Annotated in this window: 5 protein-coding genes and 1 pseudogene; 1 reads left to right on the top strand and 5 read right to left on the bottom strand. The window is 68.8% G+C overall.

Going from position 1 to position 17,321, the window contains the following annotated elements; genetic code table 11:
* Window positions 1-19: 19 nt before the first annotated feature.
* The 5 genes and pseudogenes from D3H54_RS02080 to D3H54_RS02060 all read right to left on the bottom strand — a co-directional run bounded on the left by D3H54_RS02080 (window position 20) and on the right by D3H54_RS02060 (window position 15,612).
* Window positions 20-232: an MbtH family protein gene (locus D3H54_RS02080; protein ID WP_149377644.1), complete on the bottom strand. Its 213-nt coding sequence runs from the start codon at window positions 230-232 to the stop codon at window positions 20-22.
* Window positions 213-1,502: an NADPH-dependent L-lysine N(6)-monooxygenase MbtG gene (gene mbtG, locus D3H54_RS02075; RefSeq protein WP_149377643.1), complete on the bottom strand. Its 1,290-nt coding sequence runs from the start codon at window positions 1,500-1,502 to the stop codon at window positions 213-215. The genes D3H54_RS02080 and mbtG overlap by 20 nt, the downstream gene beginning before the upstream one ends.
* Window positions 1,499-5,769 (bottom strand): annotated as a pseudogene (locus D3H54_RS02070) (amino acid adenylation domain-containing protein). The gene mbtG and the pseudogene D3H54_RS02070 overlap by 4 nt, the downstream one beginning before the upstream one ends.
* Window positions 5,766-12,206: a non-ribosomal peptide synthetase gene (locus tag D3H54_RS02065; RefSeq protein ID WP_149377642.1), complete on the bottom strand. Its 6,441-nt coding sequence runs from the start codon at window positions 12,204-12,206 to the stop codon at window positions 5,766-5,768. The pseudogene D3H54_RS02070 and the gene D3H54_RS02065 overlap by 4 nt, the downstream one beginning before the upstream one ends.
* Window positions 12,199-15,612 carry a non-ribosomal peptide synthetase gene (locus D3H54_RS02060; protein WP_149383295.1) on the bottom strand — a complete coding sequence of 1,138 codons (3,414 nt, stop codon included), beginning with the start codon at window positions 15,610-15,612 and terminating at the stop codon, window positions 12,199-12,201. Before D3H54_RS02060 ends, D3H54_RS02065 begins: the two co-directional genes overlap by 8 nt.
* A gap of 111 nt (window positions 15,613-15,723) precedes the next feature.
* Here D3H54_RS02060 and D3H54_RS02055 point away from each other — a divergent pair, with 111 nt between their 5' ends.
* On the top strand, window positions 15,724-17,319 hold the full coding sequence (locus D3H54_RS02055) for a (2,3-dihydroxybenzoyl)adenylate synthase (RefSeq protein ID WP_149377641.1): 1,596 nt from the start codon (window positions 15,724-15,726) through the stop codon (window positions 17,317-17,319).
* The last annotated feature ends 2 nt before the right edge of the window (window positions 17,320-17,321 follow it).

Raw genomic sequence — 17,321 nt, 5'->3', positions numbered from 1 at the left:
AAGTTAGCATTGCATAACTTCACTGTCGAGTCGCTGCGCGCAGGCTCTTCGGCCGGATATCCGACCAGTTCTGCTCGACGAACTCCGCGCAGTCCGCGCGGCCGGCCACGCCGAACGCGACCTGCCAGCCGCTGGGGATCTCGGCGAAGGCCGGCCACAGGCTGTGCTGCTCCTCGTCGTTGACCAGGACATAGAAGCGGCCGCCCTCGTCGTCAAATGGATTGGTACTCAACGTTCCTCCCGTTCGTTTGGGTCAGCTGCGCGCCGGGGCGGGCTCCGAGTATGCGATCGGAGAGCAGCCCCAGGCAGCTCAGGTTGGGAAATCCGGGACCCTGATTGAGCCCGGAAAGGTTGGGCAGGAACAACTTCGGCGCCACCCCGCTCAACGCGAGGTCGTCGCCGATCGCCTGCTGCAATCGGTCGCTGGTCAGCGGCCCGTTCAGCCTGACCTCGAGCAGGTCCAGGGCGTCCTGGGCCAACAGCGGCAGAAACCACAGCGAGTCGGCGCCCGAGCCGTCGATGACGAGGTCGAATCCGTGCACCGTCTCCAGTCGCTCACCGTGCCGGTTGGTGTGCAGTGTGATGCGGATCCGGCCGTCCGCGGCGACACCGTGCGCCACCCGGCCGCGCAGATGCCGGATCCGATCGTCGGCGAGCAGCGAATCCTGAACGCGCGCAGAGAAAACCCCGCGATCGGTTCGGGCCATCACGTCTCGCCGCTCGGCCGGGGTCAGTCCGACCCAATCCGTCGGGTCGCTGAACATCCGGTTCTCGAAGAAGCTCTCACCCCGGGTGAACAACGTCGCCTGCGGCGAGATCACCGTGATCGTGGACACCCGGTGCCCGAACAGCTCGTTGAGCATCGACGCCGCGGTCTCACCACCGCCGACCACCGCGACCCGCTCGGCATCGATCCGTTCTTTCGACGCCGACAACTCCCAGAACTGGGCGATCGAGAGGACCTGCGGATGGGCGGGTAGCACCGAGCGACCCGGCTGTCCGGGGCCGGTGATCATCACCGCGTCTGCCTCGACCGTGCCGCCGCCGGTGTGAAGCACCCACGACTGGCCGTCGAGGGACATCCGGATGACCTCGCCGTCCACAACATTCAGCGCGACGGCGTCGGCCACCCAGCGCAGGTAGTTCGCCCAGGTCTCATGGGTCGGCGCGGGCTTGCCGCGGTCCACCCACTCCGCGAAGCGTCCGGTGCCCACCAGGAAGGACTGCCAGCTCAGCCGCATCATCCGCTGGTCGAGTTCGCCGTTGCGGCCCGGCAGGATCATCGACCGGTACGGGAAACCGACGTCCTTCTCCGGGCTTGTGCCCAGCCGGTGCTGGCCGTCGGTCCAGCCGCCGCCCGCGCGCCAGTTCGCCGCGACCGCCGTGCGCTCGACAGCAACGATCTCCGGCGTGGCGACGCCCATCTCCCGCAGCATCGCCGCCTTCGCGGCCACCGCCACCGCCTTGGCTCCGGCGCCGAGAACAGCCAACCGTCGTATCACGATGTCACCCCCGCCAACTCCTGCAGAACATCGGACCAGATCTGCTGCAGCGCAGCGATATCCGTCGCACTGAAAATGTCGGGCAGAGTTCGCCACTGGGTGACCAGCTTTCCGCCGGCGACGGCAGCGACCAGGGTCAGTTCGTGTCGCACCGCGACGTTCGGTTCGGTCATGATCGACAGCTGGGCGAGTAGACCGCGGTCCAGCAGTGCTCCGGCGTCGAGGTCGAGCCTGCCGAGGTAATTCAGGAGAACCTGCGGACCAGGGAAACCTCGCAGCAGCTCGGCGGTGTCCTGCCTCAGGTAGCGCAGCACAGCGTAATCGGTTGACTGACCTGGTATCTCGGGCATCGGATGACCCGGCGTGATTCGCAACGGATAGATGGCACTGAGCAGGCCGACGGTATCGTCCGCACCGGTGCGGCCATGGGTTTCCAACGCCAGCAGGGGAACCGCGCTGACGTCGCCGCGCTGCTCGCGCCAGCGAATGATCAAGCGGGCACACGCATCGGCCAGCAGGTCTTGGATCGGTGTCTCTGCGCGCACCAACGCACCGGTGACGTCGGCCTCGGTGACCGTCACGGTGATCGCGAGGTCGGCGAACCGATCCTCCCCGGGGCGCACCCGCCGGTCCCCCAACGCCGGATCTTCGCCGTCGATCTGCGCGAGCCAGAAGCCGGCGGTGTCGAGTGCGGCCGCACGGTCGGCAAGGCGGTGCGCCCACCGGCGATAGCTGACCTGTTCACCGCTGACGGGGCCGAACTCGGCAGCACCGGCCGCCGACCAGTTGGCCATCAACTCGCCGAGCACGACCCGCCATGACGCGGGATCCATCGCCAGTACGTGAACGACCAGCACGAGAACGCCCGGCTCGCCGGGGCCGTGCAGCCACAGCGCTTCGGTCAGGTGCCCACGCTCGGGATCGAGCCGTTCGATCGCGGCGGCCGCGTGTTCGGCGACGGCGTCACCGAGTTCGCCGGCGACCACGACCTCGGCCAGGGGATGTGGTCTCGACCGGTCGGAACGAACGTCATCGTGGCGCGGTCGAGGCGGCTGCGGAACATCTCGTGTCCCGCGGCGATCCCGTTCAGCAACAGACGCAGCCGCGCGGCGGTCGCGTCGACGGGCAATCGGATCGCCTCCACCTGCGACAGGCGTCGCGGATCGCCGTGCTCATAGAGCCAGTGCACGGCAGGCAGCGCGGGGATCGGGCCCTGCGGCTCCGGGCCGGCAGCGAGTTCGTCGTCGGTGTCGCGATCCACTGCGGCCGCGAGTTCGCGCAGCGTCCCGCACTCCAGGACCAGCCGAGCCCGCAGCGACAGCCCACTGCTGCGCGCGAGCTGGACCAAGGACAGCGCGGCGATGCTGTCCAGCCCCAGCTCCAGCAGGTCGGCGTCGAGGTCGACGGCGGGAAGGCCCAGCAGCTCCGCGACGGCATGGCCAAGGGCGATCTCGGTCGGGGTGCTCGGCGGCTCCGGAGCCTCGTCGGGTGACACCGTGGCTGCCAGCGCCGCCTCGTCGACCTTGCCGTTGGCGGTCAGCGGAATCGTCTCGACGACGATCAGCCGGTGCGGAAGCATGTAGCGCGGCAACCTGTTCCGCAGCAGCGGCCGCAGCTGCGCCACCGTCACGTCACCGGCGACATACGCGACCAGCCGGGGACCGGCGGTCTGTCCCTGCACCGCGACGTGTACGTGCCGCACCCCGGGCATCTCTTCCAGCACCGCCTCGATCTCGCCCAGCTCGACGCGATGTCCGCGGACTTGGATCTGGGCATCGGCCCGGCCGACGAAAACCAGTGCGCCGTCGTGATCGCGACGCACCAGATCGCCGGTGCGGTACATCCGGGCGCCACCTGGAGCGGCGACGAATCGTGTCGCGGTCTCGGCCGCGCGACCGAGGTAACCCCTCGTCACCTGCTCGCCGGCCAGATACAGTTCGCCCACCACGCCGTCGGGAACGGGCTGCAGCCAGGAGTCGAGGACAACGGCGCGCGTCGACCGCGTCGGGTAGCCGATCACCGGTGCGTCGTGGTCCGCTATCGCGGCAACGACGGCCTCGACGGTCGTCTCGGTCGGGCCGTAACAGTTGTGCGCCGCCAATAGCGTTCCGGTACAGGCTTTCCGGATATCGGTCCAGTCCCCCGCTCCGACCGCTTCACCGCCGAGCGCGAGCACCGAGAGTCGGCCCGAATCCAGCAGCCCGGCCTGACGCAGACTGGTGAACAGCGAGGGGGTGACGTCGAGCATGTCGATCCCGTCCCGTTCGATGATGTCGACGAGCACCTCGGCATCCCTGCGGTCACTCTCGGAGATGAGGTGCACGGCGTGGCCGAACAGCAGTCCCGCCAGCGGTTGCCAGGCGGCGTCGAACGCGAACGACCAGGCGTGGCCGATGCGCAGCGGCCTGCCGAGGCGTTCGGCTGCCGGCGTCAGCATCCGCTCGGCGTGATCGTCGATGTAGGCGAGCAGTGCCGCATGAGTTCCGATGACACCCTTGGGTTCTCCGGTGGTGCCGGAGGTGAACACCACGTAGGCGGCTTGGCCCGAATGGGTTGGCCTGCGCAGCCGCGGTGCGGTTCGGGCGGCAGCCACCGTGGTGTCGTCGATGACGATGGCAGCTCCGGTCTGGGCGAGAATGGACTCCACCCGACCCGCCGGCATCGCCGGGTCGAGCGGCACATACATGCCGCCGGCCTTGAGTACCGCGAGCATCGCCACCACATAGTCAGCGCCTCGCGGGAGCTGGATCGCAACAGGCGTCTCCGCGCGCACGCCGCGATCGGCCAGGAACCCCGCGATCCTGTCCGACTGCTCGTCGAGCTCGTGATAGCTCAGTTGGCCGCCATTCCACCGAAGTGCGATGGAATCACGATGCACCACAGCGGCTTCAGCGAACCGCTCGGCCACCCCGACCTCGGCGCCACCTGCGGGCACCTCGATCGGTGGCGCCTCACCCTCGAGCAGGATCCCCATCCCACCCAGCGGCCGGTCCCACTCCTCGATGAGGCGGCGCATCGTTTGCAGCACGCGACGGCCGAGCTTGTCCGGCGACATCATCCCCAACGCATTGTCGGTGACCTCGACCAGCAGTGTCAGCTCGGCGGTGTTGCGGTAGGCGGCGACCGTCACCGGGAAATGGGTCAGGCTTTCCATCGCTGCGGGCCGGAAGGTGACGTCGCCGGCGGCGAACTGCTGACCGCCGACCACGCCGCCGGGCGGAAAGCTCTCGTAGACCAGCAGGGTGTCGAACATCTCGCCGACGCCGGCCAGTGTCCGAAGCTGCGAGTGGCTCAGGTAGCTGTGGTCACGTAGTTCGGCCGCGTCCCGCTGCAGCGCGGAACAGTGCTGTCCCACAGTCTTGTTCGGGTCAAGGCGCACCCGCAGCGGAAGGGTGTTGATGAACAGGCCGACCATGGTTTCCACGCCGGCGAGCTCGGGCGGCCGGCCGGAGACGGTCACCCCGAAGACGACGTCATCACGGTCGGTCAGCCGAGACACGATCAGCGCCCAGGCCATCTGCATCACCGTGTTCAGGGTGATGCCGCGCGACCGGGCCGCGGCGGCAAGTCGTTCGGTGTCGGCGGCGGGCAGCGACAGCTCGGTGCGCTTCGGCAGACCCGACCCGTCACCGCCCAACGCCGGTGACAACAACGTCGGCCCGGGCACATCGGCCAGATGCCGGCGCCAGAGGTCTTCCCCGGCCTGCAGATCACGGTCGGCGAGCCAGCCGATGTAGTCGCGGTACAGCCGCGGAGTCGGCAGCGCGTCGAGGTTGCCACCGACGCGGTACAGCGTGAGCATCTCACCGATGAACACCGGCGACGACCAGCCGTCGAGCACGATGTGATGCGCGGTGACCACCAGCCGCCACTGCCGGTTGGGCAGCTCGATGAGCAGGAACCGGATCAGCGGGCCGTCGTGCAACGCGAACGGCCTGCTGCGTTCGCGCCGTTCGATATCGGCGGCCTGTCCCTCACCCGCGGCCGACAGGTGCTGCCACGGCAGTTCGACCGAGGCGGGCACGATCTGGACCGGTTGCGGTAGATCCTGGTGCCAGAAGCTGGCCCGCAGGTTGGGGTGGCGCACCAACATCGCTGCCGCGCAGTCACGTAACAGGTTGGCGTCGAGCGGACCCGTCACGTCGGCCGTCATCGCGATGACGTAGGGATCTTCGCCGTCGGGTCCGGTCAGCGTGGCATGCGAGTAGAGGCCACGTTGCAACGGCGAGAGGGCCAGGACATCCTCGATGTCGACATCGGCGGTCACGACGGGCGAGCCTTCGACCACGAGGCCTTCAAAGCCGCCAGGTCACCCGCCGACAGTCCCGACACGCTCATCGCCTGGTGCCGGGTGTCGGCGCGGCCGTGCGCCGGGTCCAGCTGTCCGTCGTCGATCGCGGCGGCCAGCGACGCCACGGTGGGATGGGAGAAGATCGTCCGGGGCTCGACCGTCAACCCTGCCGCACGAATCCGCGCCGCGAGCTGTACCGACAGAATGCTGTCCCCGCCGAGTGCGAAAAAGTCGTCGTCCCTGCCGATCCCGGCCACATCGAGCAGCTGCTCCATCGCTGCGCCGACGGCCCGTTCGGTGTCGGTTCTGGCCGGCTCGCTCGCACCGGTGGTGTGAACCTCGGGGCGTGGCAGCGCCGGGCGGTTCAGCTTTCCGGATTCGGTCGCCGGCATCACGTCGAGCACCGAGATCGTCGCCGGTGTCATGTAGCCCGGCAGCGCCGCAGCCACCGAGGCACGCACCGAAGCGGCGAACGCCGCCGGATCGTCCACCGGATCCCGCGGTACGACGTAGCCCGCGAGGGAGGCGCCGCTCGGCCCGTCCCAGGTCCGCGCGGCGGCGACGGCGACACCGTCAGCGGCCTTCAGGGCGGCTTCGACTTCGGCGAGTTCCACCCGGAACCCGCGCACCTTCACCTGGTGGTCGGTGCGGCCCACGAATTCCAGATGGCCGTCCTCGGTCCACCGTGCCCGGTCGCCGCTGCGGTAGAAGCGCGACCCCGGCTCGGCCGCATAGGGATTCGCGACGAAACGAGATGCGGTCAAGGCAGGCTGCTTCCAGTACCCGCGCGCGATCTGCTCGCCGGCGTAGTAGAGCTCGCCGACGACGCCGACCGGCACCGGCTGCAGCGCCTCGTCGAGCAAGTAGACCTGCGACCCCTCCATCGGCGTGCCGATCGTGGGGACGGGCAGATCCAGCGGGCCACGGATCAACGCACCGGACGTCTCGGTGGCACCGATCGCGTTGAGCAACTCGACGGTTCGCGCCGCACCATCACCTACGCAGTCGACCAGCCGCTGCAGCAGCGAAACGTTCACCGGCTCACCACAGGTCACCAGCCGGCGCAATGCGCGCACGGCATCCGGTGCGCTGTCGACGAGCGCGGACACCAGGCTGGCGACACCGGTGACCTGAGCGACGGAATGCCGCTCGATCAGCCCCGCGATCGCCTCGGCGTCGCGGTGCTCGGCGTCGTCGGCGACGATGAGTGTCGCGCCGGCGGCGAGTCCGGCCAGCGTCTCGATGCACCCTTCCAGGAAGGTCATCGGCGCCTGCGCGAGCCGGATGTCCTGTCCCGGAACCGGATAGTGCTTGAGCTGCCAGGTCAACCGGGTGCTCATCGCACGGTGGGTGCCCACGACGCCCTTCGGTTTCCCGGTGGAGCCGGACGTGAACATCAGGTACATCGGGTCGTCGGGGTGCGGCGGGGTCAGCGCGGGAACGGGATCGGCGGACGCCAGCTCGGCGCGGACCGCAGGATCGTCCATCGAGATCACCGTGACCCCGTCGGCGGCCGGCATCGACGCACCGGCCTCTGCGGTGACCACCACGACGCCGGGTTGGACGTCGTCGAGCATGAGCTGCTTGCGCGCGACAGGGTAGGTGGGGTCGAGCGGGAAGAACCCGGCACCGGCTTTCATGATGCCCACGAGCGCGACCACCAGGTCGATCCCCCGGCGCATCGACATGCCGACCAGGGATCCCGGGCCGACGCCGTGGCTCACCAGCAGCTGCGCGAAGCGATCCGAACGGTGATGCAGCGCGGCGTAATCGAGCTCATCGTCACCGCACCGCAGCGCGATCCGGTCCTGCCCCGACGCCCGGCCGGCCTCGAGCAGTCCCGGGACGGTGCGAGGCCGGTCAGCCGGCGATTCGATGCCTCGGCTCTGGCCGAGGACCTGCTGCCGTTCCGAATCGCCGAGCAGGTCGACATCACGCAATCGCACATCAGGATCGGCGGCGAACGCTTCGATGACGTGACCCAGCCAACCGGCGAAGCGCTCCATCGTCGACGGGTGGTACAACTCGGTGCGGTAGATCACGTGTCCGCGATAGCCGCCGTCACCGACGAAGAAGTTCACGCTCAGATCGGCGTGGGCCACGTCGAATGTCGGCTCCAGGGCAGTGAATCGGGTGTCGCCGCCGGGTCCTGATTCGATCAGCTGATTCTCGGGAAGCTCCTCGCGCACATGGACGACCACCTGGAAGAGCGGGTTACGCGACAACGACCGCACCGGGTTGACCGCATCGACCACCCGGTCGAACGGAAGGTCTTGGTTGGCGTAGGCCGCCAGCGCCATCTCACGGGAGCGCAGCAGGATCTCGCGCAGCGTGGGATTGCCCGACAGGTCGTTGCGCAGCACCAGGATGTTGACGAAGAAGCCGACCAGCCGGTCCAATTCGGTGTCGGTGCGGCCCGCAACCGGAGTGCCCAGCGGGATGTCATGACCACCACCGGCTTTGCTCAGGACCACCGCGACGGCTGTTTGCAGCAACATGAACTCGGTGATCCCGAGCTCGCGGCTCAGCATGGTCAGCCGTTCTCGTACAGCGGTGTCGAAGTGCAGCGGGATGGCCGCTCCGGCACCGCCGGCCATCGGCGGCCGCGGCAGATCCGGGCGCAGGCCGGTGTCCTCGGGGAGCCCGTCGAGTTCGCGCACCCAGAACTGTCGTTGCGCATCCATCAACTCGGTATCGGAGAGCAACTGGATCTGCCAGGCGGCGTAGTCGCGGTACTGGATCGGCAGCGGTTGCCAGGACGGCGCGGTGCCGTCCCGGCGTGCCCGGTAGGCGGTGAGAACGTCGGTGAACAGCACCCCGGCCGACCAGTGGTCGGCGGCGATGTGGTGCACGACCATCGACAGGACACATTCGCCGGGCGTGCGCAGCACGGCGACGCGGATCGGCAGTTGCGTTTCGAGTTCGAACCGATGTGCCCGTTCGGCATCGAGTTGGGTTGTCAGCCAATCATTGTCGGGCCCGTCGAGCCGCCGGACGTGATCGCCGTCGCCGGTGTCGACAATCTGATGGGTTACCCCGTCGATCTCGCGGTAGACGGTCCGCAGGATCTCGTGCCGGGCGATCACGTCGTCGACGGCGGCGGCCAGTGCATCGGCATCGCAGGGACCGGTCAGGCGGGCGGCGAACGGGATGTTGTTCACCGGGCTGGGTCCGTCGACGCGGTACTGGAACCAGCTTCGCAGCTGGGCGGCCGACAGCGGCGCGCGCTCGGGGTCGCCGCCGGTGGCGACCAGCGGCGGCCGGGCCGACGGTGCCTGACGGCCGGGGCGCCCATCGATCACCGCGGCGAGTTCGCCGACGCTGCCGGCTTCGAAGATGTCGCGGACGGTCACCTCGACGCCGCAGGCCTCGCGGATCCCGGCGACCAGTTTGGTCGCCAGCAGTGAGTGTCCGCCGAGGGCGAAGAACGAGTCGTCACAACCCACTTCGCCGGCGCCGAGCAACCGGGCGAACAGGGCGGCGACCGTGCGCTCGGTCTCGGTTACCGGTGCGCGGTAGTCGACCACCGGCCCGATCTCGGGGGCCGGAAGGGCTGCCCGATCCAGCTTTCCGTTGGCGGTGACCGGGATCTCGTCGACGACGACGTAGGCGGCCGGGATCATGTAGTCCGGCAACGCGGCGGCGACCCGGATCCTGATCCGCTCGACGTCCACGACATCGCCGGCCGCCGGTGCCACGTAGGCAACCACGCTCTTGCCGAGCTGGGGCAGGTCGGCGGCGACCACGACCGCATTCCCGACACTCGGGTCCACGGTGACGGCCGCGGCGACCTCGCCGAGTTCGATGCGGAAGCCGCGGATCTTGACCTGTTCGTCCGCGCGGCCGACGAACTCGAGGTCGCCGTCCCGGTTTCGCCGTGCCAGGTCGCCCGAACGGTAGAGCCGTCCGCCGGGAGTGAAGGGGTCGGCGACGAACCGTTCTGCGGTCAGCGCCGGCCTGTCGTGGTAGCCGTGCGCCAGTTGTGTTCCACCGATGTAGATTTCGCCGATCACGTCCGCTGGGACGGGCCGCAACGCGTCGTCCAACAGATAGATCGCGGTGTTGATCTTGGGCGTGCCGATCGGGACCACCCGGGTGCCCTGCCTGCCCTCGACCTTGTACCGGGAGGCGTTGATGACCGTCTCGGTGGGCCCGTAGAAATTGTGCAGCAGCGCGTCGAAGGTCGCGTGGAACTTGTCGGCCAATTCGCCGGGCAGCGCTTCCCCACCGATCGGCACCCGCCGCAGGCTGCGCCACTGCTCGACGCCGGGCAGCGACAGGAACAACCCGAGCAGCGACGGCACGAAGTGCATCGACGTGATGGCCTCGCGCCGCAGCAGATCGGTCAGATAGCCGATGTCCCGCAGTCCGTCGCTGCGTGGGATCACCAACCGGGCGCCTTGCGCCAGGATCCCGAAGGTCTCACCGATCGAGACGTCGAAGCTCGGCGAGGCCACCTGCAGGAGGCGGTCGTCGGGACCGATCTGGTATTCCTGGGCGAACCACCGGAAGTAGTCGGCGACGGGACGGTGGGGTACCTGCACCCCCTTGGGCAGGCCGGTCGACCCCGAGGTGTAGATCAGGTAGGCGGTGTTGGCCGGGCCGAACGGGCGCACCAGATCCGACGGACCGGGGTCGTGGTCGGGGAAGTTCTCGACACCGCTGACGGGTTGGCGGATCACCACCTTCGGATCCGCGTCGCCGAGGATGTAGGCGATGCGGTCGGCCGGATACTCGGGATCTACCGGCAGATAGACCGCGCCCGCCTTGGCGATACCCAGCGCGGTGATGACCAGCTCCGGCGACTTCTCCAGCAGCACCGCAACCCGATCTTCGGCGCCGATGCCCTGGGCGGCGAGCCAATGTGCGTGCCGGTTGGCAGCCGCGTTGAGCTCGCGGTAGGTGTAATGGCGGCCCTCGTAGACCACTGCGATCGCATCCGGCTGGCGGACAGCCTGCTCGGCGACCAGGTCACCGAGTGTCATCGGCGGGCAGGCGAAATCCTCACCCCGGGACATCTCGAACAACCGCGCGGTGTCCGCCTCGTCGAGCACGGCCAGATCGGCCAGCACCCGGTCCGGATGGATCAGCGCGTCCTCGAGGAGAATGACGAAACTCCGCAGCATCTGCTCGGCCAAACCCGCATCGATGACCTCGGTGAGGTACTCGATCTCCACTTCTGCCTCGCCGCCGGCGATCTCGACCATGAATCCCAGCGGAAGTTGAGCGAACTGGCCGCGGAATTCGGCGCGCCGGCAGGTGATGCCCCCCGGTTGGAAGCCGTCACCGTCCGGATGGCGCATGCCGAAGCTCACCCGCGCCATCCGTTCGACGCCGTAACGGCGGTCCGGGTTCAGCTCGCGGACCACCCGGTCGAGGTTGACCCGCTGATGGGCGAAGGCACCCAGGGCGGCATCCCGCGCGGCGGCGACCAGATCACCGAAAGTGCTCCAGCGATCCGGCCGCATGCGCAGTGCGACGGTGTTGCCGTAGTAGCCGATGACGTCATCGGAACTACGGTTGAGAACCGGTGCGGCAACCAGGAAATCGTCGGCGTGCGTATACCGCTGCATCAACGCCGAGAACGCCGCCAACAGAACCATGTACGGCGTCGCCCCGGTGTCGTGCGCCAGCGCGGTCACCGCATCGACGGTGCGGGAGTCCAATCGGGTGGTGTGCCGGGCGGCCCGCCACTCGGTGGGAACCGCAGATCCCCTGGGACCGGGCAGTTCCAGCGGTTCGGGTGGGTCGGCGAGTAGCGCGCGCCAATACTCCACGTCGGCGTCGTCGCTGCCGGAGGCGGGTGTTTCGACCTGGGGAGCCGGCGGTAGGTGGTTGCCGTGGTAAGCGGTGCTGAGGTCGGCGAAGAACACTCGCCACGAGGCGTCGTCCCAGGCGATGTGGTGCGCCGCCAGCAGCAATACATACTCGTCGGAACCAGTGCGGGCCAATGTGATCCGCAGCGGTGACTCAGTACTCAGATCGAAGGGCGCCGTGAACGCGCGCTGCGCGAGAACTTCCAGGCGCAGTCCGCGAGCTTGCGCGCCGAGCTCGCGGAGGTCGTGCTCGGCCCAGCCGGGGGCGAGCTCGTCGTGGACGGTCAGGCGCGGTTCACCGTCGGCGCCCGTCTGGTAGGTGGTACGCAGGATCGGATGGCGCTCGGCGACGGCGCTGACGGCCGCACGCAGTCGGGTCGCGTCGACTTCACCGCTCAGCCGGTACGAGACGCAGACGTTCAGCAGCGCCCCTGTGCTGTCGATGGAGTGGACGAACCACATCCGGCGCTGACCGTCGGTCATCACGGCCGGGTCCGCCAGCGTGGACGGTTCGGCCAGCAATCCACGCTGAGACAGCTTCTTACGCAACAACTCCAGCCGCTGCTGGTCGAACGGGTCGGTGAGGGTGTCAGTCATCAGATCTCCGGGTGAGCGCCAAGGCGACCTCGGCGGTGTCCATGAGGGCGACTTCGAGGTACAGCTCGGCGATCGCGTCGAGCCGGTCGGCAGGCTCCAGCTCACCGAGTCGCCGGGCCAGGGCTTCGACGGTGCGGGTGGCGAAGATGTCGGCGACGCTAACCTCCGTGACGTCCAGTCGTTGCCGAATCCGTGCCACGACCGTGGTCGCCAGCACGGAATCGCCGCCGAGGGCGAAGAAGTCGTCATCGGCTCCGACCGTGGCCGCGCCGAGGACATCGGCGACGATCGCGGCCAGCGCCGACTGCACCGGACCCGTCGGGGGGCGGTGCCCGCTTCCGGCGTCCACCCGCTCGGCCAGCCGTCGGGCGACGGCGTTGCGGTCGACCTTGCCCCCGACGGAGTAGGGGATCCGGTCGAACACCTCGATATGTCGCGGAACCATATGAGCGGGTAGGTCTTTGACGATCCGCGTATGAAGAGAGTCCAGGCTCGCCCCGGCCGCCAGCTGGACGGCGGCAGCCAGGCGGTCCGCAGACTCGGTGCGCCCGGGGACGGTCACCGCCACGGCACCCAGCACGCCGGGCACACGATGCAGCGCCGCTTCCACCTCACCGAGCTCGACGCGGTAGCCACTGAGCTTCACCCGGTGATCGGCGCGTCCGACGAATTCGCAGGTCCCGTCCGGCCAGAACCGGGCCAGGTCACCGGTGCGATACCAGCGCAGCCCGTCGTGTTCGACGAACCGCTCCGCGGTGAGGTCCGGCCGGCCGCGATATCCCCGGGCAAGTCCCCGCCCACCGATCCACAGCTCGCCCACCACCCAGTCCGGGCAGTCCGCGCCGCCGGCACCCACGACGCGGCATCGGTTGTTCGGCAACGGCTTTCCGAACGGAATAGCGGTCCAGTGTGCGGGGACGTCGGCCACCTCGCAGATGGTGTTGTGGATCGCGGTCTCGGTGGCCCCACCCAGCCCGGCGAACCGTACGTCGGGAGCCAGGTCGCGCAGCCGGTGCGCCATCGCCGGGGTGACCCAGTCACCCCCGGTCGGTACCACCCGTACCGTCGGCAGCGAGCCGGCGACGTCGAGCAGCATCGCCAGCCAGCCGGGCAGGAAGTGCAAGACCGTGACCCGATGGCGTTGGATGAGCCGCACCCAGTGGTCGGGGTCGCGGCGGTGTTCTTCGTCGACCACGACGATCGCCCCACCGGTGGCCAGGGTGGCGAACACATCCAGCACCGAGATGTCGCACTCGAGTGTGGACAGCGCCAGGCACCGGTCCTGCGGCCCGAGCCCGAAATGGCCGGTGATGAACTCGACGGTGTTCATCGCGGCGTCGTGGGAGACCTCGACACCCTTGGGCTCGCCGGTCGATCCTGAGGTGAACAGTACGTAGGCCAGGCGGTCCGGATCCCCGGTGACAGTGGGTGATTCGCAGCCGTCACCGCGCGTGATCGCCTCGGCGACCGTCATGCACGGAATCGGCACCTCCGGTAGTTCGGCGCCGCAGGCCAGGGCCATGTCGACCGCCCCGCTGGTGAGGATCCGCTGGGCCCGCTCGGCCGGCTGGTCGATGCCGATCGGCAGATAGACTCCGCCGGCCGCGTGGATACCCAACAGCGCCGGGATCTGTTCGGCCGTCTTGGGCCCCAGCACCGCAACGGTGCCGCCGTCGGGAAGTCCCGTGGCCCGCAGCGCGGCGGCCACTGCCAACGCCTGTCGGCGCAGGTCCTCATACGTCAGGTCGCCCATGCTGCTGAACACCGCAGGCGCGTCGGGTTGACGCGATGCGAGGTCGAAGAAGCCGTCGTGCAACATCTTTCCGCTGGGTGCGGCGCTGCTGTTCACCGCTTCCCGCGCGGCGCGCTGCGACGGGGGAAGCAGCGGGCCACGCCTGCTGTCCCAGGCGTCGTCGTCGCGCGCCAGGCGCTGCACTTCGTCGATGTGATGGGCGAACATCGCGTCGATGACGCCGGGGTGGAATGCACTCTCCCGGACATCCCAGTTGAGCAGGATGCCGCCGGCGAACTCGGTCACCTGGGCGTCGAGCAGGACCTGCGGCCCTTGGGAGATGATCCACTCCGGAGTGCCGAATTGCGTTGTCACATCGGCAGGGAACAGCTCGCCGAGACCGAGGGCGCTGGTGAACACGACCGGGGCGAGCGCCTGTGTCCCGCGATGTCGGCTGATGTCCCGCAGCACCGACAAGCCCGGGTACGACGCGTGCGCCGCCGCTTCGTGCATGGTGTGCTGCAGCACCTGTGCCCGCCGACTCGGGGTGTCGGCGGCAGCGAGGTCGACATCGAGCAGCAGCGACGAGGTGAAGTCGCCGACCACGTTCTCGATGTCGGGATGCAGCGGTTCCCGCCCGAACAGCGGGACGTTGAGCAGAAAGCGCGGGTCTGCCGACCAGCCGCCCACCGTGTCGGCGAAAGAGGCTGCCAGCGTCATCGCCGGAGTCACGCCGTGGCGGCGGGCCCGGTCGAAAAGCCCGTCGCGGGTGTGTGGGTCCAGCCAATGCCAGCGGCGACCGGGCCGGTGCGGGTCGGTCTGTTCCGCGGCGGGCACCACCGGCAGCGCGGGGGCGTCAGGTAGCTCCGGCACGCGGTCCGACCACCACTGCCGGTCGGCGTCGTACCGGTCCGGCGGCGAAAGCTGTTGGCGGTATTGCTGATACGTGTAGCCGATGTCGGGGAGTGTGACACCGCGATACAGCGCGGCCAGATCGGCCATCAGCGCTCGGTAGCTCATCGCGTCCGCGGCTTGCATGTCCAGGTCGACGTGCAGCCGGCTGCGCCGGCCGGGCAGAAGGGTCAGCGTGAGTTCGAAGACCTGCCCGTCGAGCTGCTGGCGCGACTTCTCCGCCCGTATCGCGGCCAGCCGCCGCTCGACGTCATCGGACTCACGCAGGTCGATGACGTCGACCGGGAAGGTGGCCGGCGGGACGCCGATCCGCTGGGTGCCGTCGGGCAGGAACTGCACCCGCAGCATCGGGTGGCGGGCCGCCAGCAGGGTGGCCGCTTGCCGGATCCGCTCCGGGTCCAGCGCGTCGCCGTCGAACTCCACGTAGAGGTGGCCGGCCACGCCGCCGAGTTGTTGATCGGCGTGCCTGCCGACCCACATCGCGTGTTGCATCGGCGCCATCGGGAACGGCTCGCCGACAGCCGGTTGTGATTGCGCAGGAAGCGGATTCGCAGGGTGGGCGGTGGTCAGCAGTTCGGCCCAGGCACGGACCGACGGAGCGGCCGCCAGCCGGGCGAAGTCGACGTCGAATCCCGCGCGGCGCCAGCGACCGGCCAGCGTCATCATGCGAATCGAGTCCAAACCCTGCGCGATCAGGTCGCCGTCCGGGTCGATGTCGGCGTGATCGACGCCGAGCACCTCGGCGATCCGGTCGGTGATCATGGCCGCTTCAGCCGCGGTCACTGTCGCCTCCCTATCTCAGAACAGCCTCACCTAACTTTGGGAAGGCTACCCTATGCTGACTGCTCGGAGATGCCTACGTCAGGGAGCGCAATGAGCGGATTCACCCCCTTTCCCCCGAACCGCGCGAGCCACTATCGCGACTCGGGATACTGGGCCGGCCAGCCCCTCGACGAGATCTTGCGGTCGGCGGCGACGCAGTGGCCCGACCGGCCGGCAATCGTCGATGATTCGGCTCGCTTCACCTACGCCGAGCTCGACCGTCGAGCCGACGCTGCCGCCGCCGGGCTGTCCGCCCTGGGCATCGGGCCGGGGCACAGCGTGTTGGTTCAGTTGCCGAACAGCTGCCAATTCGCGGTCGCGCTGTTCGGTCTGTTGCGTGCCGGCGCGCTGCCCGTGCTCTGCCTGCCCGGTCACCGGGACGCGGAGCTGGCACACTTCCTCGACGTCAGCGGCGCGGTCGGGATCATCGTGGGCAGCGATCCCAGCTTCGACTACCGGGCGATGGCCGAGCGGCTTGTGAAGCGCCCCAGCCAGTTGCGACACGTGATCATCGACGGTGATGCGGGTCCGCACATCGCGTGGTCGCAGCTGTGCGAGGGCAACGGAAGGCCGCCGCGGCTGCAGCCCGCCACCAGCGACCCAGCTCTGCTGCTGGTGTCCGGTGGTACGACAGGTGCCCCGAAACTGATCCCCCGCACGCACGACGATTACGTCTACAACGCCACCGCCAGCGCCGCGCTGTGCCGCCTGACGAGCGACGACGTCTACCTTGTCGCGCTGCCTGCCGGCCACAACTTTCCGCTCGCGTGCCCGGGCCTGCTCGGCGCCATGAGCGTGGGCGCCACCGTCGTGTTCGGCCGCGACCCCAGCCCGGAAGCCGCATTCGCCACCATCGCCCGTCACCGTGTCACGGCCACCGCGCTGGTGCCCGCGCTGGCCCGGTTGTGGGCGCAAGCCTGCCAATGGGAGGACCAACTCCCGACCACGCTGCGGCTGCTTCAGGTCGGTGGCGCCAAGCTGGCCTCAGACGATGCCGGCCACATCCGGTCTGCGCTCACTCCCGGCCTGCAGCAGGTATTCGGGATGGCCGAAGGCCTGTTGTGCTACACCAGGATTGGAGACCCCCCGGAGATCGTCGACCACACCCAGGGCCGGCCGCTGGCCGATGACGACGAGTTGCGCATCGTCGACGACACCGGCGCTCCAGTGCCGGACGGCCAGCCGGGAGAGCTTCTGGTTCGCGGGCCGTACACCATCAACGGGTACTTCCGGGCGGAGGCAGAGAACCAGCGTTCGTTCACCCCGGACGGCTTCTACCGCAGCGGGGACAAGGTCCGCCGGTTCGCCAATGGGTATCTCGAGGTGACCGGCAGAGTCAAGGATGTCATTGTTCGTGGCGGGGAAACCGTGGCCGCCCTGGACCTGGAGAGCCATCTGCTGACCCATCCGCGGATCGCGGCCGCCGCCGCGATCGGCCTGCCCGATCCTTATCTGGGCGAGAAAATCTGTGCGGCAATTGTTTTCCGCGGCAGCCCGGTTACGCTGCCCGAGCTCAACGAGCATCTCGACGCCCGCGGCGTCGCTGTACACTGCCGCCCGGACATGATCGCGCCGATGCCCGCCTTGCCGACGACAGCGGTGGGCAAAATCGACAAGCGCTCCATCGTCGCGCAGTTGAGTGGCTGAGC

It is taken from the genome of Mycobacterium sp. ELW1 (assembly GCF_008329905.1).
Classification (GTDB): Bacteria; Actinomycetota; Actinomycetes; order Mycobacteriales; family Mycobacteriaceae; genus Mycobacterium.
Note: the sequence above shows the minus strand (reverse complement) of the source record. Positions and strands in the feature narration are given on the sequence as shown.

What these genes read in the sequence shown, in the direction of transcription:
- D3H54_RS02065 (WP_149377642.1), bottom strand. Translation starts at nt 12,206, where the DNA reads ATGACTGACACCCTCACCGACCCGTTCGACCAGCAGCGGCTGGAGTTG.
- D3H54_RS02060 (WP_149383295.1), bottom strand. Translation starts at nt 15,612, where the DNA reads ATGATCACCGACCGGATCGCCGAGGTGCTCGGCGTCGATCACGCCGAC.
- D3H54_RS02055 (WP_149377641.1), top strand. Translation starts at nt 15,724, where the DNA reads ATGAGCGGATTCACCCCCTTTCCCCCGAACCGCGCGAGCCACTATCGC.